Source organism: Salmonella sp. 32031103-2018-00083-FB-01-SM-01 (genome assembly GCF_017571995.1).
In the GTDB taxonomy this organism is placed as follows: Bacteria; Pseudomonadota; Gammaproteobacteria; order Enterobacterales; family Enterobacteriaceae; genus Salmonella; species Salmonella enterica.
In genome coordinates, this window is sequence record NZ_JAGEQL010000010.1 from 1 (window position 1) to 24,524 (window position 24,524).

General features: G+C 52.7%; 23 protein-coding genes. 15 read left to right on the top strand and 8 right to left on the bottom strand.

Going from position 1 to position 24,524, the window contains the following annotated elements:
• Positions 1-356: 356 nt before the first annotated feature.
• Both J4614_RS20750 and mdtD read left to right on the top strand, forming a co-directional pair.
• Entirely contained in the window at positions 357-1,061 is a 705-nt protein-coding gene (locus J4614_RS20750) for a FadR/GntR family transcriptional regulator (RefSeq protein WP_001528246.1), read from the top strand.
• 11 nt (positions 1,062-1,072) lie between these two features.
• Positions 1,073-2,500 carry a multidrug transporter subunit MdtD gene (gene mdtD, locus J4614_RS20755; RefSeq protein WP_000202071.1) on the top strand — a complete coding sequence of 476 codons (1,428 nt, stop codon included), beginning with the start codon at positions 1,073-1,075 and terminating at the stop codon, positions 2,498-2,500.
• On the opposite strand, the gene rbsR is transcribed toward mdtD, so the two are convergent.
• The 7 genes from rbsR to kup form a co-directional block, all read right to left on the bottom strand.
• Positions 2,466-3,464: a ribose operon transcriptional repressor RbsR gene (gene rbsR, locus J4614_RS20760; RefSeq protein ID WP_000224487.1), complete on the bottom strand. Its 999-nt coding sequence runs from the start codon at positions 3,462-3,464 to the stop codon at positions 2,466-2,468. The genes mdtD and rbsR overlap by 35 nt on opposite strands.
• A gap of 3 nt (positions 3,465-3,467) precedes the next feature.
• On the bottom strand, positions 3,468-4,397 hold the full coding sequence (gene rbsK, locus J4614_RS20765; protein WP_000844724.1) for a ribokinase: 930 nt from the start codon (positions 4,395-4,397) through the stop codon (positions 3,468-3,470).
• A 132-nt stretch (positions 4,398-4,529) separates the two neighbouring features.
• On the bottom strand, positions 4,530-5,420 hold the full coding sequence (gene rbsB / locus J4614_RS20770) for a ribose ABC transporter substrate-binding protein RbsB (RefSeq protein WP_001056260.1): 891 nt from the start codon (positions 5,418-5,420) through the stop codon (positions 4,530-4,532).
• A 24-nt stretch (positions 5,421-5,444) separates the two neighbouring features.
• Positions 5,445-6,410 (bottom strand): ribose ABC transporter permease, encoded by a 966-nt coding sequence (rbsC, locus tag J4614_RS20775; protein WP_000211345.1) that lies wholly within the window; start codon positions 6,408-6,410, stop codon positions 5,445-5,447.
• A 5-nt stretch (positions 6,411-6,415) separates the two neighbouring features.
• Positions 6,416-7,921 (bottom strand): ribose ABC transporter ATP-binding protein RbsA, encoded by a 1,506-nt coding sequence (gene rbsA / locus J4614_RS20780; protein WP_000339366.1) that lies wholly within the window; start codon positions 7,919-7,921, stop codon positions 6,416-6,418.
• A 7-nt stretch (positions 7,922-7,928) separates the two neighbouring features.
• Entirely contained in the window at positions 7,929-8,348 is a 420-nt protein-coding gene (gene rbsD / locus J4614_RS20785) for a D-ribose pyranase (RefSeq protein WP_000715944.1), read from the bottom strand.
• Positions 8,349-8,564: 216 nt separating this feature from the next.
• Entirely contained in the window at positions 8,565-10,433 is a 1,869-nt protein-coding gene (gene kup, locus J4614_RS20790; protein WP_000102338.1) for a low affinity potassium transporter Kup, read from the bottom strand.
• A 347-nt stretch (positions 10,434-10,780) separates the two neighbouring features.
• Between kup and ravA the strand changes: the two genes are divergently transcribed.
• Entirely contained in the window at positions 10,781-12,277 is a 1,497-nt protein-coding gene (gene ravA, locus J4614_RS20795) for an ATPase RavA (protein WP_000940989.1), read from the top strand.
• Entirely contained in the window at positions 12,271-13,722 is a 1,452-nt protein-coding gene (gene viaA / locus J4614_RS20800; RefSeq protein WP_000956584.1) for an ATPase RavA stimulator ViaA, read from the top strand. The genes ravA and viaA overlap by 7 nt, the downstream gene beginning before the upstream one ends.
• A gap of 4 nt (positions 13,723-13,726) precedes the next feature.
• Here viaA and asnA read toward each other — a convergent pair whose 3' ends face one another.
• A complete protein-coding gene (gene asnA, locus J4614_RS20805; RefSeq protein ID WP_000845123.1) occupies positions 13,727-14,719 on the bottom strand; it encodes an aspartate--ammonia ligase in 993 nt (330 codons plus the stop codon).
• Between the two features lie 150 nt (positions 14,720-14,869).
• Here asnA and asnC point away from each other — a divergent pair, with 150 nt between their 5' ends.
• From asnC to atpG, 11 genes are all read left to right on the top strand, one after another.
• On the top strand, positions 14,870-15,328 hold the full coding sequence (gene asnC / locus J4614_RS20810) for a transcriptional regulator AsnC (RefSeq protein WP_000433016.1): 459 nt from the start codon (positions 14,870-14,872) through the stop codon (positions 15,326-15,328).
• 89 nt (positions 15,329-15,417) lie between these two features.
• Positions 15,418-15,861, top strand: a complete 444-nt coding sequence (mioC, locus tag J4614_RS20815; protein ID WP_001518982.1) for an FMN-binding protein MioC — start codon at positions 15,418-15,420, stop codon at positions 15,859-15,861.
• Between the two features lie 377 nt (positions 15,862-16,238).
• Complete coding sequence (gene mnmG, locus J4614_RS20820) at positions 16,239-18,128, top strand: tRNA uridine-5-carboxymethylaminomethyl(34) synthesis enzyme MnmG (protein ID WP_000499872.1); 1,890 nt, start codon at positions 16,239-16,241, stop codon at positions 18,126-18,128.
• Positions 18,129-18,230: 102 nt separating this feature from the next.
• On the top strand, positions 18,231-18,854 hold the full coding sequence (gene rsmG / locus J4614_RS20825) for a 16S rRNA (guanine(527)-N(7))-methyltransferase RsmG (protein ID WP_001528235.1): 624 nt from the start codon (positions 18,231-18,233) through the stop codon (positions 18,852-18,854).
• Positions 18,855-19,469: 615 nt separating this feature from the next.
• Positions 19,470-19,850, top strand: coding sequence for a F0F1 ATP synthase subunit I (gene atpI / locus J4614_RS20830; RefSeq protein ID WP_000116685.1), 381 nt, complete (start codon positions 19,470-19,472; stop codon positions 19,848-19,850).
• Between the two features lie 8 nt (positions 19,851-19,858).
• A complete protein-coding gene (gene atpB, locus J4614_RS20835) occupies positions 19,859-20,674 on the top strand; it encodes a F0F1 ATP synthase subunit A (protein ID WP_000135632.1) in 816 nt (271 codons plus the stop codon).
• Positions 20,675-20,720: 46 nt separating this feature from the next.
• Positions 20,721-20,960: a F0F1 ATP synthase subunit C gene (gene atpE, locus J4614_RS20840; protein WP_000429386.1), complete on the top strand. Its 240-nt coding sequence runs from the start codon at positions 20,721-20,723 to the stop codon at positions 20,958-20,960.
• A gap of 59 nt (positions 20,961-21,019) precedes the next feature.
• Entirely contained in the window at positions 21,020-21,490 is a 471-nt protein-coding gene (gene atpF / locus J4614_RS20845; RefSeq protein WP_001052212.1) for a F0F1 ATP synthase subunit B, read from the top strand.
• Positions 21,491-21,504: 14 nt separating this feature from the next.
• The gene (gene atpH, locus J4614_RS20850) at positions 21,505-22,038 is read left to right on the top strand and encodes a F0F1 ATP synthase subunit delta (protein ID WP_001288957.1); all 534 of its coding nucleotides are present in this window, start codon (positions 21,505-21,507) and stop codon (positions 22,036-22,038) included.
• 12 nt (positions 22,039-22,050) lie between these two features.
• Positions 22,051-23,592 (top strand): F0F1 ATP synthase subunit alpha, encoded by a 1,542-nt coding sequence (gene atpA, locus J4614_RS20855; protein WP_001176751.1) that lies wholly within the window; start codon positions 22,051-22,053, stop codon positions 23,590-23,592.
• Between the two features lie 50 nt (positions 23,593-23,642).
• On the top strand, positions 23,643-24,506 hold the full coding sequence (atpG, locus tag J4614_RS20860; protein ID WP_000896506.1) for a F0F1 ATP synthase subunit gamma: 864 nt from the start codon (positions 23,643-23,645) through the stop codon (positions 24,504-24,506).
• The last annotated feature ends 18 nt before the right edge of the window (positions 24,507-24,524 follow it).

A 24,524-nucleotide genomic window follows, 5' to 3' on the forward strand; every position in this document is an offset into this window, starting at 1 on the left:
TGATAAATTGTTAAAGAGCAGTGCCGCTTCGCTTTTTCTCAGCGGCGCGGGGTGTGCATATTACGCTTTCCCGCTTCAGAGTCAAGCGTTTATTTTCGCTTTTCTCCGTGAGGTTCTGGTCTGAACCTCGCTGACCCGGCGGCCTGTATGCCGTTGTTCCGTGTCAGTGGTGGCGCATTATAGGGAGTTATTTCTGCCTGACAAGAGGAAATTTAAAATAATTTTCTGAGTGTCTCTTTTTTCATCAATGGCGTGCTTAACGTGCCATAAAATAAGCAAATTGCCGTTATTGCAACTGCAATCACACTTCCAGGTGGCATACTAATAACCAAACGAAAGAGAAAGGAAGAACATTCATGCCTTTAAGCGCACAACAATTAGCCGCACAGAAAAATCTATCCTATGTTCTGGCTGAAAAGCTGGCGCAGCGGATATTAAAGGGTGACTACGCCCCTGGTACGATTCTTCCCGGCGAAATAGAACTGGGCGAGCAGTACGGCGTAAGTCGAACGGCAGTTCGCGAAGCGGTGAAAACGTTGACGGCTAAAGGTATGGTGCTACCCCGTCCGCGCATTGGTACGCGGGTGATGCCGCAGGGAAACTGGAACTTTCTGGATCAAGAGCTGCTGACCTGGTGGATGACGGAAGAAAATTTTCATCAGGTGGTAGATCATTTTCTGGTGATGCGTATTAGCCTGGAGCCGCAAGCCTGCCTGCTGGCGGCGACTCTTGGCACACCGGAGCAGAAAGCGCGGCTTAATGCCTTAATGGAAGAGATGGTCGCGCTGAAAAAGCATTTTAAGCGTGAACGATGGATTGAAGTGGATATGGCATGGCACGAGCATATCTACGAAATGAGCGCCAATCCCTTTCTAATCTCTTTTGCGACGCTATTTCATTCGGTTTATCACACTTACTTTGCCTCAATCACCTATAACGAGGTGGTAAAGCTGGATTTGCACCAGGCCATTGTTGATGCCATCGCTGATGGCGACGGCGAACGCGCTTTCCAGGCCTGCCAGGCGTTGTTAATAGCGCCCAATGAAAGACCAGATAATTAACAGGATATTGAATGACCAGCAAAAAAGCGCGCAGTATGGCTGGCCTGCCGTGGATCGCGGCGATGGCCTTCTTTATGCAGGCGCTAGACGCCACCATTTTGAATACCGCTTTACCGGCTATTGCGCATAGTCTTAACCGTTCACCACTCGCCATGCAGTCCGCTATTATCAGTTATACCCTAACAGTAGCTATGTTAATTCCGGTAAGCGGCTGGCTGGCTGACCGCTTCGGTACGCGTCGCGTCTTTATGGTTGCCGTAAGTCTGTTTACGTTAGGCTCGCTGGCCTGCGCGCTCTCCAGTTCACTATCTGAATTGGTTATTTTTCGCGTCGTACAAGGCGTCGGCGGAGCGATGATGATGCCAGTGGCGCGACTGGCGTTATTGCGAGCCTATCCGCGTAGTGAGCTGCTGCCCGTTCTTAACTTTGTCACTATGCCGGGGCTGGTAGGTCCGATTCTGGGGCCGGTATTAGGCGGCGTACTGGTGACCTGGGCAAGCTGGCACTGGATCTTCCTGATTAATATTCCCATTGGGGTTGCAGGCATTCTGTATGCCCGCAAATATATGCCCAACTTCACCACGCCGCGTCGCAAGTTTGACATGACTGGCTTCTTTCTTTTTGGGTTAAGTCTGGTTTTATTTTCCAGCGGAATGGAACTGTTTGGCGAAAAGATTGTGGCGACATGGATCGCATCCGCCATTATTTTTTGCAGTATCGTTCTACTATTGGCTTATATCCGCCACGCCCGCCGTCATCCGACACCGTTAATATCACTATCGCTGTTTAAGACACGCACATTTTCCGTCGGTATTGCCGGCAACCTCGCCACGCGTCTGGGGACAGGCTGCGTACCTTTTTTGATGCCGTTAATGCTACAGGTTGGTTTTGGCTACCCGGCTCTGATCGCCGGCTGCATGATGGCGCCGACGGCTTTGGGTTCTATTATCGCGAAATCGACCGTAACGCAGGTTTTGCGACGTTTGGGATACCGGAAGACTCTGGTCGGCATTACGGTATTTATCGGTCTGATGATTGCCCAGTTTTCGTTTCAATCTCCCGCCATGCCGATCTGGATGCTCGTGCTGCCGCTATTCATTCTTGGAATGGCGATGTCCACTCAATTTACGGCAATGAATACGATTACTCTTGCGGATCTGACAGACGATAACGCCAGCAGCGGCAACAGCGTTCTGGCGGTTACGCAGCAATTGTCTATCAGTTTAGGCGTGGCGATCAGCGCGGCGGTGTTACGTATTTATGAAGGTTTTGCGGGCACCAGTACCGTAGAACAGTTCCACTATACCTTTATCACGATGGGGGCGATCACTATCGTGTCCGCGCTGATGTTTATGCTGCTAAGAGCCAAAGACGGCAACAATCTGATTAAAGAACGGCATAAATCTAAACCGACCCACGCACCGTCAAAACCGGAGTAAGCTGAAGTCGCTGTTGTTGCAAGGCGGGCTGCGCCATCCGATGAATCAACACATCAATAGCCAGCTCGCCCAATTCATCTTTCGGCTGATGGATAGTCGTCAGCGGCGGCGTCATATAGCGCGCCAGCTCAATATCATCATAGCCAATGACCGCCATATCCTGCGGAATACGAAGCCCCGCCTGATATAGCGCCTGATAGGCGCCGACAGCCATCGCATCGTTTCCGGTAAAAACCGCTTGCGGTCGCTGTTGATGGGCGAGTAACGCCTGCATGGCGTCAAAGCCGCCGCCAAATTCAAAATCGCCGGTGATCTCATAGCCTTGCGGAATAGCCAGCCCTGCGCGTTTCATCGCCGCCCGATACCCTTCCAGCCGCAAACGCGCTGGCGTTTTGTCCAGCGGGCCTGTAATACAGGCTATTCGGGTAAATCCTTTATCGATAAGGTGTTGGGTCGCAAGATCGCCGCCTAACAACGAATTATCCTGAATGAGATCGCTATCGCCCTCACCATCAAACGGCGACCAGTCCATCATGACGGTAGGAATAGACGGATAACGCTCCATGATTTCACGAGAAGGCTGATGCGTTTCGGTACACAGCAGCAGTAAACCGTCTACCCGTTTTTGCATCAGCGTCTCCAGGTTACGGTTCATCCGTTGCTCGTCGCCTTCGGTATTGCACAGCACCAGACTATAACCGCGCTCAAAACAGCTTCGCTCAACGCCGCGCACCAGTTCGGAATAAAAAGGGTTGGTACTGGCGGTAATTAGCATACCAATCGTGCGGGTCTGGTTTAACTTGAGGCTTCGCGCCAGCGCGGAAGGCGCATAGTTAAGTGATTTAATCGCCGCTTCAACTTTTTCGGTTATCGTCTCACTCACAAAGCGATCTTTGTTAATAACGTGAGAGACCGTCGATGTAGAGACTCCCGCCAGGCGGGCAACATCTTTCATAGTAGCCAAGCGTTACCCCTGCTGATGTAAAAACGCTTCTATCTCTTCGCGCCACGGAACGGAAGGTTGAGCGCCTTTACGCGTTACGGCAATCGCGGCGGCGGCATGGGCAAAGCGAATCGCTTCCGGCAACGGCGTCTCCTCCAGTATCGCGGTGATAAAGGCGCCGTTAAACGTATCTCCGGCGGCAATGGTATCGACAGCCTCAACGCTAAATCCAGGAACGCGGCGGCCCTCGCCGTTTACGCTGGCCCAGACGCCACGGCTTCCTAAGGTAATTAATACGGTTCGAATGCCTTTATCATGCAAAACCTGCGCAGCTTTCGCGGCATCGTCGTCATTTTCCACACGCACGCCCGTCAGCTTTTCAGCTTCCGTTTCATTTGGCGTGATGATGTCCACCAGCGCCAGCAGTTCATCCGGTAGCTCACGGGCAGGCGCCGGGTTAAGCGCAACAGTAGTATGATGTTGATGGGCGATTTTCGCCGCCGCCAGTACGCTGTCCAGCGGCGATTCCAGCTGCATCAGTAACGCATCCGCCTGCGCGATACGTTCACGTTGCGCATCAACCAACGCCGGCGATAACGCGGCATTCGCTCCGGCATGAATACCGATGACGTTCTCGCCTTCGCCATTAACGAAAATCAGCGCCACCCCGGTAGACTCGCCTTTAATGACGCTAACTGGCGCGATATCAATACGATCGCTGACTAATTGTTTACGAATACTGTCGCCAATATCGTCATCGCCCGTGCAGGCGATAAACGCAATATTTGCCCCGCTACGTCCCGCAGCAACCGCCTGATTCGCGCCTTTCCCGCCAAACGCGACCTGATAATGGCTACCGGTTACCGTTTCACCCGGGGTAGGGAAGGACTCAAGATTAAGGATATGATCGGCATTAATGCTGCCAAGGACGATGAGATTACCTGCGGTTTTCATATTCGGGGTTCCACGTCAAAGTGCGCCACCGGTTAGGGTGGCGCGTGCCCTGCTTTTCTTTTTTTACGTTCACCTCAGCGGAGGCTCGCGTATTTCTGTCGCCATCAGGCCATAGTTGACCCGTGTCGTTTATTACTGCTTGATGACCAGTTTCAGGTCAACCGGATATTTGGCCTGAACTTTTTCGCCTTTCAGCACCTTATCCGCCACCTCAACGCCTTTGGCGCCGATTTGATCCGGTAACTGAGCGATAGTCGCTGCCAGTTTGCCATCTTTTACGGCCTTTTCGCCATCCGGCGTACCGTCAAATCCAACCACCATCACATCTGCTTTACCGGCAGTTTGCAGCGCGCGCAGTGCGCCCAGCGCCATTTCATCGTTCTGGGCGAAGACAGCCTGAACATCCGGATGCGCGGTCAGCAGGTTCTGCATGACGTTCAGACCCTTAGTACGGTCGAAATCGGCAGGCTGGCTGGCCAGGACATTAAATTTGTGAGCGGCTACCGCCTGCTGGAAACCTTCGCCACGCTCACGCGCCGCAGATGTTCCGGCAATGCCTTGCAACTCAATCACTTTAGCGCCTTCGCCAGCTTTTTTCGCGATATAGTCGCCAGCGATCTTACCGCCCAGCACGTTATCAGACGCGATATGGCTGACGACATCGCCTTTGGTTGCCTGGCGGTCAAGCGTGATAACCGGAATCTTCGCCTGGTTCGCCATCTTCACCGCGTTACCCACCGCATCGGAGTCAGTCGGGTTGATCAGCAGAATTTTGGTCCCGCGAACGGTTAAATCCTGCACGTTCGCCAGCTCTTTGGCAGGGTTGTTCTGGGAGTCCAGCACCACCAGGTTATAACCCAGTTTATCCGCCTCTTTTTGCGCCCCGTCTTTTAACGACACGAAGAAGGGGTTATTGAGGGTAGAGATCACCAGCGCAATGGTGTCTTTCGCCATTGCATTCGCGCTCACGGTGGCGCTCAGCGCAACAGCAGATACCAGGGTAGCCAGTTTTTTCATGTTCATATTTCAGATGTCCTGTAGTCGTTGTTACTGCTTTTTGTTGTCTACCAGTACCGCCAGCAAAATCACCACCGCTTTGACGATCATCTGGTAATAGGAGGAAACACCTAACAAATTCAAACCATTATTAAGGAAGCCGAGAATCAATGCGCCGATCAATGTCCCAACAATGCGTCCTTTACCGCCAGCAAGGCTGGTGCCGCCCAGCACCACGGCGGCAATAGCATCCAGCTCATAGCCGGTACCCGCCGTCGGCTGCGCGGAAGAGAGGCGCGCCACTTCAATGATGCCCGCCAGCGATGCTGTCAGGCCGCAAAGTGAATAGACGATAATTTTCACTTTGCTCACGCTAATGCCAGACAGACGCGTCGCCGCTTCGTTACCGCCCAGCGCGTAGATATAGCGTCCCAGACGGGTGTGATGCAGCATATACCAGGCGGCGATAAAGACGATAGCCATGATCCAGACCGGCGTAGGAACGCCCAGCGGACGGCCGATACCGAACCAGCCAAACAGATCGGCGTTATCGGTAAAGCCGGTGTTGACCGGGCTACCGTCGGTGTAAACCATCGTCACGCCGCGCAGTAGCAGCATCATCACCAGCGTAGCGATAAACGCCTGTACGCGGCCTTTCGCGACGATAACGCCAGTAACGGCGCCAATCGCAGCGCCCAGTGCCAGCGCGGCGGCAACCGCGACCAGCGCATTCACTTCAACGCCGACGATTGAAGCGGCAACCGCGCCGGTGAGCGCCAGCAGGGAACCGACGGACAGATCGATCCCCGATGTCAGAATCACCAACGTCATCCCTACCGCCATAATGGCGTTGACGGAGGTCTGTTGAAGAATATTGAACAGATTATTAACGGTAAAAAAGTTGGGGCTCAACGTCGAAACAATCGCGATCAACACCAGCAGGGCAATGAGCGACTTCTGCTCAAGAAGCCACGCTTTAGTGAAATAACGGCGACCAGAAACAGCCTGGGTTGTCATCTTTTTTACTCCTGATTCACGCGATTAAGCTTGCCCACTGCGGCAGCCATTAACACTTCCTGGGTGGCCTGCTCGCGAGTAAATTCACCGCTGAGATGCCCTTCATGCATGACGATGATGCGATCGCTCATGCCTAATACTTCTGGCATCTCAGATGAGACCAGAATGATGCTCAGGCCGTCGGCCTTAAACTGGTTGATAAGCTGGTAAATCTCTTTCTTGGCGCCGACGTCCACGCCGCGGGTCGGCTCGTCGAGAATGAGCACTTTCGGGCGCGTCATCAACCCGCGGGCAATCGCCACTTTTTGCTGATTACCGCCAGAAAGCAGGCCTATCGCCTGTTCCATTGACGGTGTCTTGACGTTGAACAGACGGATAAAATCCCCCACCGCCTGTTGCTCATCTTTGTGTTTCAGGCTTCCGCCAGCGCGGCTGAAATAGTCCAGCGCCGTCAGCGACATATTCTCTTTAACTGACATGCCGAGCACCAGTCCATCGCGCTTACGGTCTTCAGAGATATAAACGATGCCATTGGCCAGCCCGTCCTGCGGAGAACGCGTCACCACTTCGTGTCCATCAAGCGTCACGTAACCGCTGGTTCGCGGCATCGCGCCGTACAATACTTTCATCAGCTCGGTGCGACCGGCGCCCATCAGGCCGGAAATGCCAAGAATCTCGCCTTTTCGCAGCACAAAAGAGACATCATTCACGCCCGGTCCGCACAGATTATCGACCTTGAGGCGAATCTCACCCGGCGCGTTATCCAGATGCGGGTACTGATCTTCCAGCTTACGTCCCACCATCATTTCGATAAGAGAATCTTCGGTCAACGTGGCCACTTCACGCTCGGCGATAAATTGCCCATCGCGGAAGACCGTCACGTCATCGCAAATTTCGAAAATCTCTTTCATACGGTGAGAGATATAGACAATGCCGCGCCCCTGCGATTTTAATTCGCGGATAACGCGGAACAGAGAGTCGGTTTCAGTGTCGGTCAGCGCATCGGTCGGTTCATCCATAATGATGACTTTGGATTCGAAGCTCAGCACTTTGGCGATTTCCACCATTTGCTGATCGCCGATAGAGAGTTCGCCCACCAGCTTATCGCTCTTAAAGCGCAGATTGAGTTTGGCTAAGAGCTGGTCGGCTTCGGCATACATCTTTTTCCAGTCGATTTTGCCAAAGCGATTCACAAATTCACGGCCCAGGAAGATATTTTCCGCAATGGTCAACTGCGGGATCAGGTTCAGTTCCTGATGAATAATGCCGATCCCGGCTTCCTGAGACGATTTAGGCCCGTTAAAGGTGGTCTCTTTACCCAGCCATAACAACGATCCCGCATCTCGCGTATAGATGCCGGTTAATACTTTCATCATGGTGGATTTTCCGGCGCCGTTTTCCCCCACCAGCGCCATAACGCGGCCAGGATAAACGTTTAACGCGGCGCCGGAGAGAGCCTTCACGCCGGGGAACGCTTTATCGATCCCTTTGAGTTGCAGTAATGCGTCCATAGCGGCCTCAGAAAGTGACGCCAGCGCAAAGAATGACGTTCGCATACGGGGAACACTCCCCGCTGCGAATCACCGCCTGACTGTCTGCAGTCAATTTTTTGAATTGTTCGTGTGTCGTATAACTAATTTTTATGGTGTTTCCCTGGTGTTGCTGCAGTTGCTCAAGGTGAGTGAGCAACGTTTCGTGGAGCTGCGGATTCTGTTGTTTGATTTCCGTTGCAAGAATCGCCGCCTCAACCTGCATTTCCCGGGTCACAACATCCACCACCTGCATAAAAGAAGGTACGCCCTGGGTTAGTGCCATATCGATACGCGCGGTGCTATTCGGGATAGGTAAACCCGCATCACAGACCACCAGAGTATCAGTATGCCCCAGACGGGAAATGACCGACGAGATTTCAGAGTTGAGTACGGTGCCTTTCTTCATTTTTCTGCTCCACTAGCGAAACGTTTCGCTGGCCGCAGTGTAACCCTGGATGTGTTCATAAAACCATCATGACGTAACAGAATTGTGATCGCCGTCGAAACGTTTCGCTAGCGGAAATCAGGTGAAGATAATCGCCCGATGGCGATTATCTTGTGGGAATCTACGGATTGGCCAGGCCGGGTAAGCCAACGCGGCCCCCGGCATGGTGACGGGAGGTTAAATCTCGACCTGCGTTCCTAACTCAATCACGCGGTTAGGCGGGATCTCGAACTGATCCGGCGCGCGCAGAGCGTTACGTTGCAGCAACAAATACAGCTTGCCGCGCAGACGCAAATACCACGGGCGTTTGCCGACAATCAACGACTCGTGCGACATAAAGAACGACGTTTCCATCATCCGACAGCTAAGCCCTTCCAGACCGCAGCGGTGGAACACCTCTTCAACGTTTGGCGTTTCGCGCCAGCCGTAGCTGGCCACCACGCGCCAGAATGTCGGAGACAACTGCTCAATCTGCACCCGGCGAACGTTATGCACATAAGGCGCATCTTCCGTACGCAACGTCAGTAAGATTACGCGCTCATGCAACACTTTGTTGTGCTTCAGGTTATGCAATAAAGCAAAAGGGATCACACTGAGCGCGCGCGACATGTATACGGCAGTACCTGGTACCCGAACCGGCGGTGACTTCTCCAGTGAAGCAATCATCGCTTCCAGCGAATTACCGTGTTCATGCATACGACGCAACAGGCGGAAACGCTCGCTCTTCCAGGTGGTCATGATCGTGAACATGATCAGGCCCAGGCTCAGCGGCAGCCAACCACCGGACAACAATTTGTCGAGGTTAGCCGAGAACAGCGGGATATCCACGCACAGGAACGCGATGAGGATCAGCGCGACAAAATATTTGTTCCAGTGCCAGTTCTTACGCGCCACGGTCGTAGAAAGAATAGACGTCAGCACCATCGTGCCGGTCACGGCGATACCATAGGCCGCCGCCAGGTTGCTGGAGTGCTCAAAGCTAACAATAACAACCACGACCGCGAAATAAAGCAGCCAGTTAACGAAAGGGATATAGATCTGACCGGACTCCATCTCGGAGGTATGGATAATGCGCATTGGCGACAAATAGCCAAGACGCACGGCCTGACGCGTCAGCGAAAAGACGCCGGAAATGACCGCCTGGGAGGCGATCACCGTCGCCAGCGCGGCCAGAATCAGCAGCGGAATTAACGCCCAGTCCGGCGCCAACAGGAAGAAGGGATTTTTAATCGCTTCCGGATGCTTTAGTAGCAATGCGCCCTGACCAAAGTAGTTCAGTACTAACGACGGCAGTACCACGGTAAACCACGCCAGGCGAATCGGGAACTTACCGAAGTGTCCCATATCGGCGTACAACGCCTCTACGCCGGTAATCGACAGCACCACCGCGCCCAACGCAATAAATGATACGGTTTTATATTCAAGGAAAAAACGTACCGCCCAGACAGGATTCAGCGCATGTAACACTTCGGGATTGGCGATAATACTGCGCAGGCCAAGTACCGCCAGGATTAAAAACCAGGTCAGCATAATCGGCGCAAAGAGTTTCCCTACCATTCCCGTACCGTGCTTCTGAATCATAAACAACAGAGTCAGCACAATAATGGAGAGCGGGACAATCCAGGTATCCAGCTGCGGCGCGACAATCTCCAGGCCTTCAATCGCCGACATCACCGAAATCGCCGGCGTAATGACCACTTCGCCATAGAAAAAGCTGCCGCCTATCAGTCCCATGATAACTAACATGGATGTAGTGCGCGCCGAGGTATTACGCCCGGCAAGCGACATCAGCGTCAAAATTCCACCTTCACCCGCGTTATCGGCGCGCATCACGAAGGTGAGATATTTGATGGAAACCACAAAGATGAGTAGCCAGAAGATCAGCGACAGAAAACCAAACACGGCATCTCGTTCAACGCCAAAACCAAACTGACCGGACAAACATTCACGAAGCGTATAAAGCGGGCTGGTACCAATATCACCGTAGACAACCCCAATAGCTGCGAGGGTAATCGCAGGCAACGATTGCTTATTATCAGTGCTCATAGACTCATCTTTCGTTTATACACGTCACCCTTCACGCTACCTCCTTGTCGGCTGCATTCGCTTACCCCAGTCACACGTTTAAGTCAGTGCCAGGGGATTCACTCCTTTGCCGCCTTGATGTAGTTTGAATGAATGAGTGTATAGATATGAAATGTGTGCTTAGTCCCTTGGCCCACAAAAAAGCGCACAGTATGCACGATTAATCATAAAATCGTACCCCTAAATGAAGCCAGATTAACCTGGCTCAAAGAAAAATAAACAGCGCATCAGACGATTATAGCCCCGGTGGTGAAACGTCTATACTCGCAATTAGCATGATCCATTTGTCGAAAGGACGCCTCTTTATTATGGCTCACCCACATTTATTAGCGGAAAGAATTTCCCGTCTGAGCAGCGCCCTTGAGAAGGGGCTGTATGAACGTAGTCACGCCATACGCCTGTGCCTACTGGCGGCGTTAAGCGGTGAAAGCGTCTTTTTGTTGGGCCCGCCCGGTATCGCCAAGAGTCTGATTGCCCGCCGCCTGAAGTTTGCTTTCCAGCGCGCCCGCGCTTTTGAATATCTGATGACACGCTTTTCCACGCCGGAAGAGGTGTTTGGCCCGCTCTCTATTCAGGCGCTGAAAGATGAAGGTCGCTATGAACGCTTAACGACCGGCTACCTTCCCGAAGCCGAAATCGTTTTTCTGGATGAAATCTGGAAAGCCGGGCCCGCTATCCTGAACACATTGCTGACCGCCATTAACGAACGCCATTTCCGCAACGGCGCTTTTGAGGAAAAAATTCCGATGCGGCTGCTGGTGGCGGCCTCTAACGAACTGCCCGAAGCGGACAGCAGCCTGGAAGCCTTGTACGACCGAATGTTGATTCGCCTGTGGCTGGATAAAGTTCAGGATAAAGCCAATTTCCGCTCCATGCTGGTTAGTCAGCAGGATGAGAGCGATAACCCGGTCCCCGCCTCGTTACAGGTTAGCGACGAAGAATATCAACAGTGGCAAAAAGATATCGGCGCGATTTCACTCCCTGATCCGGTCTTTGAGCTGATATTTACTCTGCGCCAACAGCTGGATAATTTGCCGAATGCGCCTTATGTCTCCGACCGTCGCTGGAAGAAAGCCATCCGCCTGTTACAGGCCAGCGCCTTCTTTAGCGGACGCGACGCGGTTGCGCCGATTGACCTTATCCTGCTAAAAGATTGCTTGTGGTATGACGCGCAGAGTCTGAATCTCATGCAACAGCAACTGGAAATATTGATGACCGGACACGCCTGGCAGCAGCAGGCCATGCTGACTCGCCTCGGCGGTATCGTCCAGCGTCGCCTCCAGTTGCAGCAACAGCAAAGCGATAAAACCGCTTTCACCGTCATTAAAGAAGGCGGTATGTTCAGCCGCCGCCCGCATTACACTTTACCGCCGGAAGCCAGCGCGTCAACGTTGACGTTATTGCTACAAAAACCGCTAAAACTGCATGATATGGAAGTGATCCATATTACCTTTGACCGCAGCGCGCTGGAACTTTGGCTGACCAAAGGCGGCGAGATCCGCGGCAAACTGAACGGGATCGGCTTTGCCCAAACGCTAAATATGGAAGTCGATAACGCTCAACATCTGGTGGTGCGCGACATCAGTCTACAAGGTACCCGTCTGGCGTTACCGGGAGCGGCTGAAGACAGTATGCCTGCGGAGATCAAACAGCAGCTGGAAACGTTAGAAAACGAATGGCGCCAGCAACATACCCGCTTCAGCGAGCAGCAACATTGCCTGTTTATTCACAGCGACTGGTTAGGGCGCATTGAGGCCAGCCTGCAGGATGTAGGAGAACAGATCCGTCAGGCGCAACAATGCTGACGCTGGATACGCTAAATACCATGCTGGCCGTCAGCGAAGAGGGAATGGTCGAAGAGATGATCCTTGCGCTACTGGCTTCCCCACAGCTGGTCATTTTCTTTGAAAAGTTTCCGCGTTTAAAAAACGCCGTGACCGCCGATCTCCCGCGCTGGCGGGAAGCGCTACGCAGCCGTCTTAAAGACGCACGCGTTCCGCCGGAACTCATGGAAGAGGTCATGTGTTATCAGCAAAGCCAACTTCTCTCTACCCCACAGTTCATCGTGCAACTGCCGCAAATACTGGCGTTGCTTCACCGCCTGCATTCACCGTATGCCGCGCAGGCGAAGCAGTTGACGGAGAGCAACAGTACCTTTACCCCTGCGCTACACACGCTTTTTTTGCAACGCTGGCGGTTAAGTCTGGTCGTGCAGGCCACCACGTTAAACCAACAACTACTGGAAGAAGAGCGCGAGCAGTTGCTGAGTGACGTCCAGGAACGGATGACGCTGAGCGGGCAACTGGAACCGACGCTGGCGGAAAATGATAATGCCGCAGGCCGCCTGTGGGATATGAGCGCGGGCCAGCTTAAACGTGGTGATTATCAACTGATCGTAAAATACGGCGAATTTCTCGCCGCCCAGCCGGAGCTAATGCAACTGGCGGAACAACTGGGACGTTCGCGGGAAGCCAAATCGGTACCGAAAAAAGACGCGCCGATGGAAACCTTTCGTACACTGGTACGCGAACCCGCTACGGTGCCGGAGCAGGTTGACGGTATTCAGCAAGGCGATGATATTCTGCGCCTGTTGCCGCCAGAGCTGGCGACGCTCGGCATCACCGAGCTGGAATATGAATTTTACCGCCGGTTAGTGGAAAAACAGCTCCTCACCTATCGCCTGCATGGCGAAGCGTGGCGTGAGAAAGTGACCGAACGGCCGGTATTACACCAGGATGTCGACGAGCAGCCGCGCGGACCGTTTATTGTCTGCGTCGATACTTCAGGCTCGATGGGGGGATTTAACGAGCAGTGCGCAAAAGCGTTCTGCCTGGCGTTGATGCGCGTTGCGCTGGCGGATAACCGCCGCTGCTTTATTATGCTGTTTTCCACTGACGTTGTGCGTTATGAACTCTCCGGCCCGGAAGGTATCGAGCAGGCCATCCGCTTTTTAAGTCAACGTTTTCGCGGCGGCACAGATATCGCCAGCTGTTTTCGCGCCATTATTGAAAGAATGCAGGGACGGGAATGGTTTGATGCCGATGCGGTGGTCATTTCGGATTTTATCGCCCAGCGCTTGCCGGATGACGTGGTGAGCAAAGTAGGAGAGTTGCAGCGTCTTCACCAGCATCGATTCCACGCGGTGGCGATGTCGGCGCACGGCAAACCCGGCATCATGCGCATTTTCGATCATATCTGGCGCTTTGACACCGGGATGAGAAGCCGACTGCTGAGACGCTGGCGGCGCTAACGGCTTATAAAATAGCAGGAATGCTTTCGCGAACCTGCGCGGGCCATACGCCGCACTGCACCTGACCAATATGCGGCAATTGCAGCAGCAACATCGTCAGACGCGACTGCCCAATCCCGCCGCCGATGGTCTGCGGCATTTCGCCGCGCAGCAGCGCCTGATGCCACTCCAGTTGCAGACGATCTTCATCACCGGTCAACGCCAGCTGGCGCATCAGCGTATCGGCATCTACGCGGATACCCATAGAGGAAAGCTCAAACGCATCTTCCAGCACCGGGTTCCACACCAGGATATCGCCGTTCAGACCGGCGTAGCCCAGCTCAGATGCGGAGCTCCAGTCATCATAATCCGGCGCGCGTACATCATGGCGGTGGCCATCGCTCAGTTTACCGCCGATCCCCACCAGGAAAACGGCGCCAAGTTCTTTGGCGATCGCGCGTTCGCGCCCTTTCGCATCCAGATCCGGATAGCGAGACAACAGCTCCTGGCTGTGAACAAACTGAATTTGCTCTGGCAGGAACGGCGCCAGACCAAACTGTTTATGCACTTCCGCTTCCGTCGCCTTAATACCTGCCCATATAGCCTCTACTGTGCTTTTCAGGGTGGAAAATTGGCGCTCGCCATCGCCCATGACACGCTCCCAGTCCCACTGATCCACATAGACCGAGTGGAGCGGAGAGAGTCGGTCTTCATCGGGGCGAAGGGCTTTCATGTGCGTGTACAGCCCTTCGCCCGCGCTGAAGTCATGTTGCCCCAGGGTTTGACGTTTCCATTTCGCCAGTGAATGCACCACTTCGAACTGGGCGTCAGGCAACGCTTTCACTTTTACCTGCACCGCTTTTTCACAGCCGGACAAATTATCCTGCGTACCATCCCCTACGCGACTCAGGATCGGCGCCTGGACCTCAATCAGACCCAGACGCTCCTCCAGCTGGCGAGAGAAATGTGATTTCACGAAGCTAATTTGACGTTGTTTGGCAATGTAAGCGGTTTTCATTTTTTTACTCCTGCGTCCTGTTGCCTATGATTAAGCAACAAAACGAGAGCACTATTCAATAATCAACAGATAAAAAGCTAACTTCGGTTTTGATTCGTTAAAAATAATGGCTAAAATAGAGATAATCATTAATCTGCATAAGAAAAAGCGATGGAAAATTATCAGATCGACAATCTGGACCGCGGCATACTTGACGCCTTAATGGAAAATGCCCGCACCGCCTACGCCGAACTGGCCAAACAATTTGGCGTTAGCCCTGGAACCATTCACGTTCGCGTCGAGAAAATGAAGCAGGCCGGGATCATTACGGGCGCACGGATTGACGTCAGCCCTAAACAACTGGGCTACGATGTGGGCTGCTTTATTGGCATCATCCTCAAAAGCGCCAAAGACTATCCCTCCGCACTGGCCCGGCTGGAAAGCCTGGATGAGGTGACGGAAGCGTATTACACCACCGGTCACTACAGCATCTTTATAAAAGTGATGTGCAAATCAATCGACGCGCTTCAGCACGTACTTATCAACAAGATCCAAACAATTGATGAAATTCAGTCCACTGAGACACTGATCGTCTTGCAGAACCCGATCATGCGCACCATCAAGCCATGATCGGCTTTTTTAATCCCACATTTTTCCACAGGTAGATCCCAGCTCGTTCACAGAGTACAATGCAGCCTCTTTACCTGAGCGAGCGATCAATGGCAGACATTACTCTTATCAGCGGCAGCACCCTGGGCGGCGCCGAATACGTCGCGGAACATCTGGCGGAAAAGCTGGAAGCTGCCGGTTTTTCAACCGAAACGGTGCACGGTCCGTTATTAGAGGATCTGTCAACTTCCGGGATCTGGCTGATAATCAGCTCAACGCACGGTGCCGGAGACATTCCGGACAACCTGACCCCTTTCTATGAAGACCTTCAGACGCAGAAACCCGATCTTTCCGCGGTACGTTTCGGCGCAATTGGCATTGGTAGTCGAGAATACGACACGTTTTGCGGCGCGATTGAGAAAATAGAAGCGGAACTGAAAGACGCTGGCGCAAAACAGGTTGGGGAAACACTGAAGATCAACATCCTTGAACATGAGATTCCGGAAGATCCAGCGGAGATTTGGCTCGGATCCTGGATTAATTTACTCAAATAAGTGTAAAGATCGTGCGATCCATTGTGGATAAATCTGGTGGAAAGCTTGGATCAACCGGTAGTTATCCAAAGAATAACCATTGTTCACTTTTTGAGTTGTGTATAAGTACCCGTTTTGATCCCAGCTTATACGGGCCACGATCACCGATCATTCACAGCTAGTGATCCTTTCCAACGCATTGATCTTTATTACAGGATCCGGGTTATCCACAGCCTGGTGCGATCCTAATAAGAGATCACAATAGAACAGATCTCTAAATAAAAAGATCTTCTTTTTAATAGCCCGGATCCGGGGCTTTCTCCATCGGCTAAAGTTGAGTAGAATCCACCGCCCGGGCTTCAATCCATTTTCACACCGCGTTATGCGAGGCAATTAGCATGTTTTATCAGGATCCTTTTGACGTCATTATTATTGGCGGGGGTCATGCAGGCACTGAGGCCGCGATGGCCGCAGCGCGTATGGGTCAACAGACTCTGCTTTTGACACACAATATTGACACGTTGGGACAGATGAGCTGCAACCCGGCGATCGGCGGTATTGGAAAGGGACATCTGGTAAAAGAGGTGGATGCGCTCGGCGGTCTGATGGCGAAAGCGATCGATCAGGCAGGTATTCAGTTTAGGATACTAAACGCCAGCAAAGGTCCGGCCGTTCGCGCTACCCGGGCTCAGGCGGATCGAGTCTTATATCGCCAGGCGGTGCGTACCGCGCTGGAGAACCAGCCGAACCTGATGATCTTCCAGCAAGCGGTTGAAGATCTGATTGTCGAAAACGATCGCGTTGTCGGCGCCGTGACCCAAATGGGGCTCAAATTCCGCGCGAAAGCGGTGGTGCTGACCGTCGGAACCTTCCTGGACGGCAAAATTCATATTGGTCTGGATAACTACAGCGGCGGTCGTGCTGGCGATCCGCCATCCATCCCGCTATCTCGCCGTCTGCGTGAGCTTCCGCTACGCGTCAGTCGCCTGAAAACCGGCACACCGCCGCGTATTGATGCGCGTACTATCGATTTCAGCGTGTTGGCTCAACAGCATGGCGATAACCCGATGCCGGTTTTCTCGTTTATGGGGAATGCTTCTCAGCATCCGCAACAGGTGCCGTGTTACATCACGCATACCAATGAGAAAACCCATGATGTGATTCGTAATAACCTCGATCGTAGCCCAATGTACGCTGGCGTGATCGAAGGGATCGGCCCACGCTACTGTCCTTCGATCGAAGACAAGGTGATGCGTTTTGCCGATCGTAACCAGCATCAGATCTTCCTTGAGCCGGAAGGACTGACCTCTAACGAGATTTACCCTAACGGTATCTCCACCAGTCTGCCGTTTGACGTGCAGATGCAGATTGTCCGTTCCATGCAGGGCATGGAGAACGCGAAGATCGTTCGCCCTGGTTACGCGATTGAGTACGATTTCTTCGACCCGCGCGATCTGAAACCGACACTGGAAAGTAAATTTATTCACGGCCTGTTCTTTGCTGGTCAAATCAACGGTACTACCGGCTATGAAGAGGCTGCGGCGCAGGGCTTGCTCGCTGGTCTGAATGCCGCGCGTCTTTCCGCCGACAAAGAGGGCTGGGCGCCTGCGCGTTCTCAGGCTTATCTCGGCGTGCTGGTGGACGATCTCTGTACGCTGGGCACCAAAGAGCCGTATCGCATGTTTACCTCCCGCGCCGAATATCGCCTGATGCTGCGTGAGGACAACGCCGATCTGCGTTTGACCGAAATGGGCCGCGAGCTGGGTCTGGTGGATGATGAACGCTGGGCGCGCTTCAACGAGAAGCTGGAAAATATCGAACGCGAACGTCAGCGGCTGAAATCGACATGGGTAACGCCGTCTGCGGAATCCGCCGATGAAGTGAATGCGCATTTGACCACGCCTCTCTCCCGTGAGGCCAGCGGCGAAGATCTGTTGCGTCGTCCGGAAATGACCTACGCGCAGCTCACTTCGCTTGCCGCATTCGCGCCTGCGCTTGAAGATGAGCAAGCCGCTGAGCAGGTGGAAATCCAGGTCAAATACGAAGGGTATATCGCTCGCCAGCAGGATGAGATTGAAAAACAACTACGTAACGAGAATACGTTGCTGCCTGCCACGCTGGATTATCGTCAGGTTTCCGGTCTGTCGAACGAAGTTATCGCCAAGCTGAACGATCATAAACCGGCGTCTATCGGTCAGGCATCGCGTATCTCCGGCGTTACGCCAGCGGCAATCTCCATTCTGCTGGTATGGCTGAAAAAACAAGGTATGCTGCGTCGTAGCGCTTGATAACACTAATTTGGCGGGGGCGCTTCGCTTGCCCGCCCTACAAATTTGTAGGCCCGATAAGCGAAAGCGCATCGGGCATTTGATTATTAACAGGTAATGACCGTGCTCAACAAACTCTCTCGTCTGCTGGCTGATGCCGGTATTTCTCTTACCGATCACCAGAAAACGCTGCTGGTCGCCTACGTTGATATGCTGCATAAATGGAACAAAGCATACAACCTGACGTCAGTGCGGGATCCCAACGAAATGTTGGTACGCCATATTCTCGACAGCATAGTCGTTGCGCCGTATCTTCAGGGACAGCGTTTTATCGATGTAGGAACAGGACCGGGGCTGCCGGGCATCCCGCTGGCTATTGTTCTCCCTGACGCGCATTTCACCTTACTCGACAGCCTGGGCAAGCGGGTACGTTTTCTGCGTCAGGTCCAGCACGAACTGAAACTGGAAAACATCACGCCGGTTCAAAGCCGCGTTGAAGCCTATCCCTCCGAACCGCCGTTTGATGGCGTTATCAGCCGCGCTTTCGCATCGTTGAATGATATGGTGAGCTGGTGCCACCATCTGCCGGGAGAGAAAGGGCGTTTTTATGCCTTAAAAGGGCAATTACCAGGGGATGAAATTGCCTCACTACCTGACGATTTTAGCGTCGAATCTGTTGAAAAATTACGCGTTCCGCAACTGGAAGGCGAGCGGCATCTGGTGATTATTAAGTCAAACAAAGTTTAATTTTTATCAAAAAAAATAGAAAAAAAACGACGCGGCTTGTGTTAAAAATCGACAGGTATAACGCATTTAAGTGTTGTTACATTTAACTCTGGATTTACGGTTTCGTTTCAACATGACAACGTCGCTTCTTTTGTTAAAACAGAGAGTAATCAACTTTGTAAATATCAGTCTGCTAAAAATCGAATCGAAAAATCACTTTTGCTTGTTAAATTTTTATTATAAATGTCAATGGGGCGTTTTTAAGGTGTAAGCTGGTATTTTTAAAACAGTACCTGGTTTTACGCTTAAATATCAAAAAGATGAAAAGGCATGAATTGACACGTAAATGAATTGCGTAAGCATGAATATGTTTAATGTGTGATCTGGTGCACGCTTTATCGCCAGTGTTTTCGCGCTATTTGCAGTTTTGTACGATCGTTCACACTTTGGCTAAAAGTTAAAAATGCGGGCCAGAGAAAAATATTTAAACATTTATTCACCTTTTGGCTACTTATTGTTTGAAATCACGGGTGCGCACCGTATAATTTGACCGCTTTTTGATGCTTGACTCTAAGTCTTAAAGAACGTTTTATACGACACGCGGCATACCTCGAAGTGAGCAGGAGTAAAAACGTGATGTCTGTGTCGCTCGTGAGTCGAAACGTTGCTCGTAAGCTTCTGTTCATTCAGTTTCTGGCGGTAATAGCAAGTGGATTGCTGTTTTGCCTCAAAGACCCCTTCTGGGGCATCTCCGCAGTATGTGGGGGATTGGCAGTGGCACTGCCTAATATGTTGTTTATGATATTTGCCTGGCGTCACCAGGCGCATACACCTGCTAAGGGCCGCGTGTCCTGGACTTTCGCCTTCGGTGAAGCCTTCAAGGTGTTAGCGATGCTGGTTTTACTGGTGGTGGCGTTGGCGGTTTTAAAGGCGGTGTTTTTGCCGCTGATCGTTACGTGGGTTTTGGTGCTGGTGGTTCAGATACTGGCGCCGGCTGTAATTAACAACAAAGGGTAAAAGGCATCATGGCTTCAGAAAATATGACGCCGCAGGAATACATAGGACACCATCTGAATAACCTTCAGCTGGACCTGCGTACTTTCTCGCTGGTGGATCCGCAGAACCCCCCAGCCACCTTCTGGACGCTCAATATTGACTCCATGTTCTTCTCGGTGGTGCTGGGTCTGTTGTTTCTGGTGATGTTCCGTAGCGTTGCTAAAAAAGCGACCAGCGGCGTGCCAGGCAAGTTTCAGACCGCGATTGAGCTGATAGTCGGCTTTGTGCATGGCAGCGTCAAAGACATGTACCATGGCAAAAGCAAGCTGATTGCGCCGCTGGCCCTGACGATTTTCGTCTGGGTATTCCTTATGAACCTGATGGACTTACTGCCTATCGACCTGCTGCCGTATATCGCTGAGCATTGGCTGGGTCTGCCGGCAACGCGCGTGGTGCCGTCTGCTGACGTCAACATCACCCTGTCGATGGCGCTGGGCGTATTCATCCTTATTCTGTTCTACAGCATCAAAATGAAAGGCATCGGCGGCTTCGCTAAAGAGTTGACGCTGCAGCCGTTCAATCACTGGGCGTTCATTCCTGTCAACTTAATCCTTGAAGGGGTAAGTCTGCTGTCCAAACCGGTTTCTCTCGGTCTGCGACTGTTCGGCAACATGTATGCCGGTGAGCTGATTTTCATTCTGATTGCTGGTCTGTTGCCGTGGTGGTCACAGTGGATTCTGAATGTGCCGTGGGCCATTTTCCACATCCTGATTATTACGCTGCAAGCCTTCATTTTCATGGTTCTGACGATTGTCTATCTGTCGATGGCGTCCGAAGAGCATTAATTTACCAACACTACTACGTTTTAACTGAAACAAACTGGAGACTGTCATGGAAAACCTGAATATGGATCTGCTGTACATGGCTGCCGCTGTGATGATGGGTCTGGCGGCAATCGGTGCTGCGATCGGTATCGGCATCCTCGGGGGTAAATTCCTGGAAGGCGCGGCGCGTCAACCTGATCTGATTCCTCTGCTGCGTACTCAGTTCTTTATCGTTATGGGTCTGGTGGATGCTATCCCGATGATCGCTGTAGGTCTGGGTCTGTACGTGATGTTCGCTGTCGCGTAGTAAGCGTTGCTTGAATTAAGAGCAATATCAGAAGGTTAACTAGATAGAGGCATTGTGCTGTGAATCTTAACGCAACAATCCTCGGCCAGGCCATCGCGTTTATTCTCTTTGTCTGGTTTTGCATGAAGTACGTATGGCCGCCGTTAATGGCAGCCATCGAGAAACGTCAGAAAGAAATTGCTGACGGTCTCGCTTCTGCTGAACGAGCACATAAGGATCTTGACCTTGCAAAGGCCAGCGCGACCGACCAGCTGAAAAAAGCGAAAGCGGAAGCTCAGGTAATCATCGAGCAGGCAAACAAACGCCGCGCTCAGATCCTGGACGAAGCCAAAACTGAAGCAGAGCAGGAACGTACTAAAATCGTGGCGCAGGCGCAGGCGGAAATTGAAGCCGAGCGTAAACGCGCCCGTGAAGAGCTGCGTAAGCAAGTTGCTATCCTGGCTGTTGCTGGCGCCGAGAAGATCATCGAACGTTCCGTGGATGAAGCTGCTAACAGCGACATCGTGGATAAACTTGTCGCTGAACTGTAAGGAGGGAGGGGCTGATGTCTGAATTTGTTACGGTAGCTCGCCCCTACGCCAAAGCAGCTTTTGACTTTGCCGTTGAACACCAAAGTGTAGAGCGCTGGCAGGATATGCTGGCGTTTGCCGCCGAGGTAACCAAGAACGAACAAATGGCAGAGCTTCTCTCTGGCGCGCTGGCGCCGGAAACGCTCGCTGAGTCGTTTATCGCAGTCTGCGGTGAGCAGTTAGACGAAAACGGTCAGAACCTGATTCGGGTGATGGCTGAAAATAATCGTCTGAACGCGCTCCCGGATGTTCTGGAGCAGTTTATTCATCTGCGTGCCGCCAGTGAAGCTACCTCCGAGGTAGAAGTTACGTCGGCAACCGCATTGAGTGAAGAGCAGCTTTCGAAAATCAGCGCCGCGATGGAAAAACGTCTGTCACGCAAAGTGAAGCTGAATTGCAAAATCGATAAGTCTGTAATGGCAGGCGTTATCATCCGGGCGGGTGATATGGTCATTGATGGCAGCGTACGCGGCCGTCTTGAGCGCCTTGCAGACGTCTTGCAGTCTTAAGGGGACTGGAGCATGCAACTGAATTCCACCGAAATCAGCGAACTGATCAAGCAGCGCATTGCTCAGTTCAATGTGGTGAGCGAAGCTCACAACGAAGGTACTATTGTTTCTGTCAGTGACGGTGTTATCCGCATTCACGGCCTGGCCGATTGTATGCAGGGTGAAATGATCTCCCTGCCGGGTAACCGTTACGCTATCGCATTGAACCTGGAGCGCGACTCCGTGGGTGCGGTAGTCATGGGTCCATACGCTGACCTTGCCGAAGGCATGAAGGTTAAATGTACGGGTCGTATCCTGGAAGTTCCGGTTGGCCGCGGCCTGCTGGGACGTGTGGTAAACACCCTGGGTGCGCCAATCGACGGTAAAGGTCCGGTTGATAATGACGGCTTCTCTGCCGTTGAAGCGATTGCGCCGGGCGTTATCGATCGTCAGTCTGTCGATCAGCCGGTGCAGACCGGCTATAAAGCCGTTGACTCCATGATCCCAATCGGTCGTGGTCAGCGTGAACTGATCATCGGTGACCGTCAGACCGGTAAAACCGCGCTGGCTATCGACGCCATCATCAACCAGCGCGATTCCGGCATTAAATGTATCTATGTCGCTATCGGCCAGAAAGCGTCCACCATCTCTAACGTGGTGCGCAAACTGGAAGAACACGGCGCGCTGGCTAACACCATTGTTGTGGTGGCGACCGCGTCCGAATCCGCTGCGCTACAATACCTGGCGCCATATGCCGGTTGCGCAATGGGCGAATACTTCCGCGACCGCGGCGAAGATGCGCTGATCATTTACGATGACCTGTCTAAACAGGCTGTTGCTTACCGTCAGATCTCCCTGCTGCTCCGTCGTCCGCCAGGACGTGAAGCATTCCCGGGCGACGTATTCTACCTCCACTCTCGTCTGCTGGAGCGTGCTGCGCGTGTTAACGCCGACTACGTCGAAGCCTTCACCAAAGGTGAAGTGAAAGGGAAAACCGGCTCTCTGACCGCGCTGCCGATTATCGAAACGCAGGCAGGTGACGTTTCCGCGTTCGTTCCGACCAACGTAATTTCCATTACCGATGGTCAGATCTTCCTGGAATCTAACCTGTTTAACGCCGGTATTCGTCCTGCGGTTAACCCGGGTATCTCGGTATCCCGTGTAGGTGGCGCAGCCCAGACCAAGATCATGAAAAAACTGTCCGGTGGTATTCGTACCGCGCTGGCGCAGTATCGTGAACTGGCGGCGTTCTCTCAGTTTGCATCCGACCTTGACGATGCCACCCGTAAACAGCTTGACCACGGTCAGAAAGTGACCGAACTGCTGAAACAGAAACAGTATGCGCCGATGTCCGTCGCGCAGCAGTCTCTGGTTCTGTTCGCAGCAGAACGTGGTTATCTGGCGGATGTCGAACTGGCGAAAATCGGTAGCTTCGAAGCCGCACTGCTGGCTTACGTCGACCGTGATCACGCTCCGCTGATGCAAGAGATCAACCAGTCCGGTGGCTATAACGACGAAATCGAAGGCAAGCTGAAAGGCATCCTCGATTCCTTCAAAGCAACCCAGTCCTGGTAACGTCTGGCGGCTTGCCTTAGGGCAGGCCGTAAGGCATTGAGGAGAAGCTCATGGCCGGCGCAAAAGAGATACGTAGTAAGATCGCAAGCGTCCAGAACACGCAGAAGATCACTAAAGCGATGGAGATGGTCGCCGCTTCCAAAATGCGTAAATCGCAGGATCGCATGGCGGCCAGCCGTCCTTATGCAGAGACCATGCGCAAAGTGATTGGTCACCTTGCGAACGGTAATCTGGAATATAAGCACCCCTACCTGGAAGAGCGCGACGTTAAACGCGTGGGCTACCTGGTAGTGTCGACCGACCGTGGTTTGTGCGGTGGCTTGAACATTAACCTGTTCAAAAAGCTGCTGGCGGATATGAAGGCATGGTCCGATAAAGGCGTTCAGTGCGAACTCGCAATGATCGGCTCTAAGGGCGTGTCATTCTTTAATTCCGTAGGCGGCAACGTTGTCGCTCAGGTGACAGGTATGGGGGATAACCCTTCTCTGTCCGAACTGATCGGTCCGGTTAAAGTGATGTTGCAGGCCTACGACGAAGGCCGTCTGGACAAGCTTTACATTGTCAGCAACAAATTTATTAACACCATGTCTCAGGTGCCGACGATCACTCAACTGCTGCCGCTGCCGGCGTCAGAAGATGATGATCTGAAGCGTAAAGCCTGGGATTACCTGTATGAACCCGACCCGAAAGCGTTGCTGGATACTCTCCTGCGTCGTTATGTGGAGTCTCAGGTTTATCAGGGCGTGGTAGAAAACCTGGCCAGCGAGCAGGCCGCGCGAATGGTGGCGATGAAAGCCGCAACCGATAATGGCGGCAGCCTGATTAAAGAGCTGCAGTTGGTATACAACAAAGCTCGTCAGGCCAGCATTACTCAGGAACTCACCGAGATCGTCTCGGGGGCCGCCGCGGTTTAACCAGGTTATTTCGTAGAG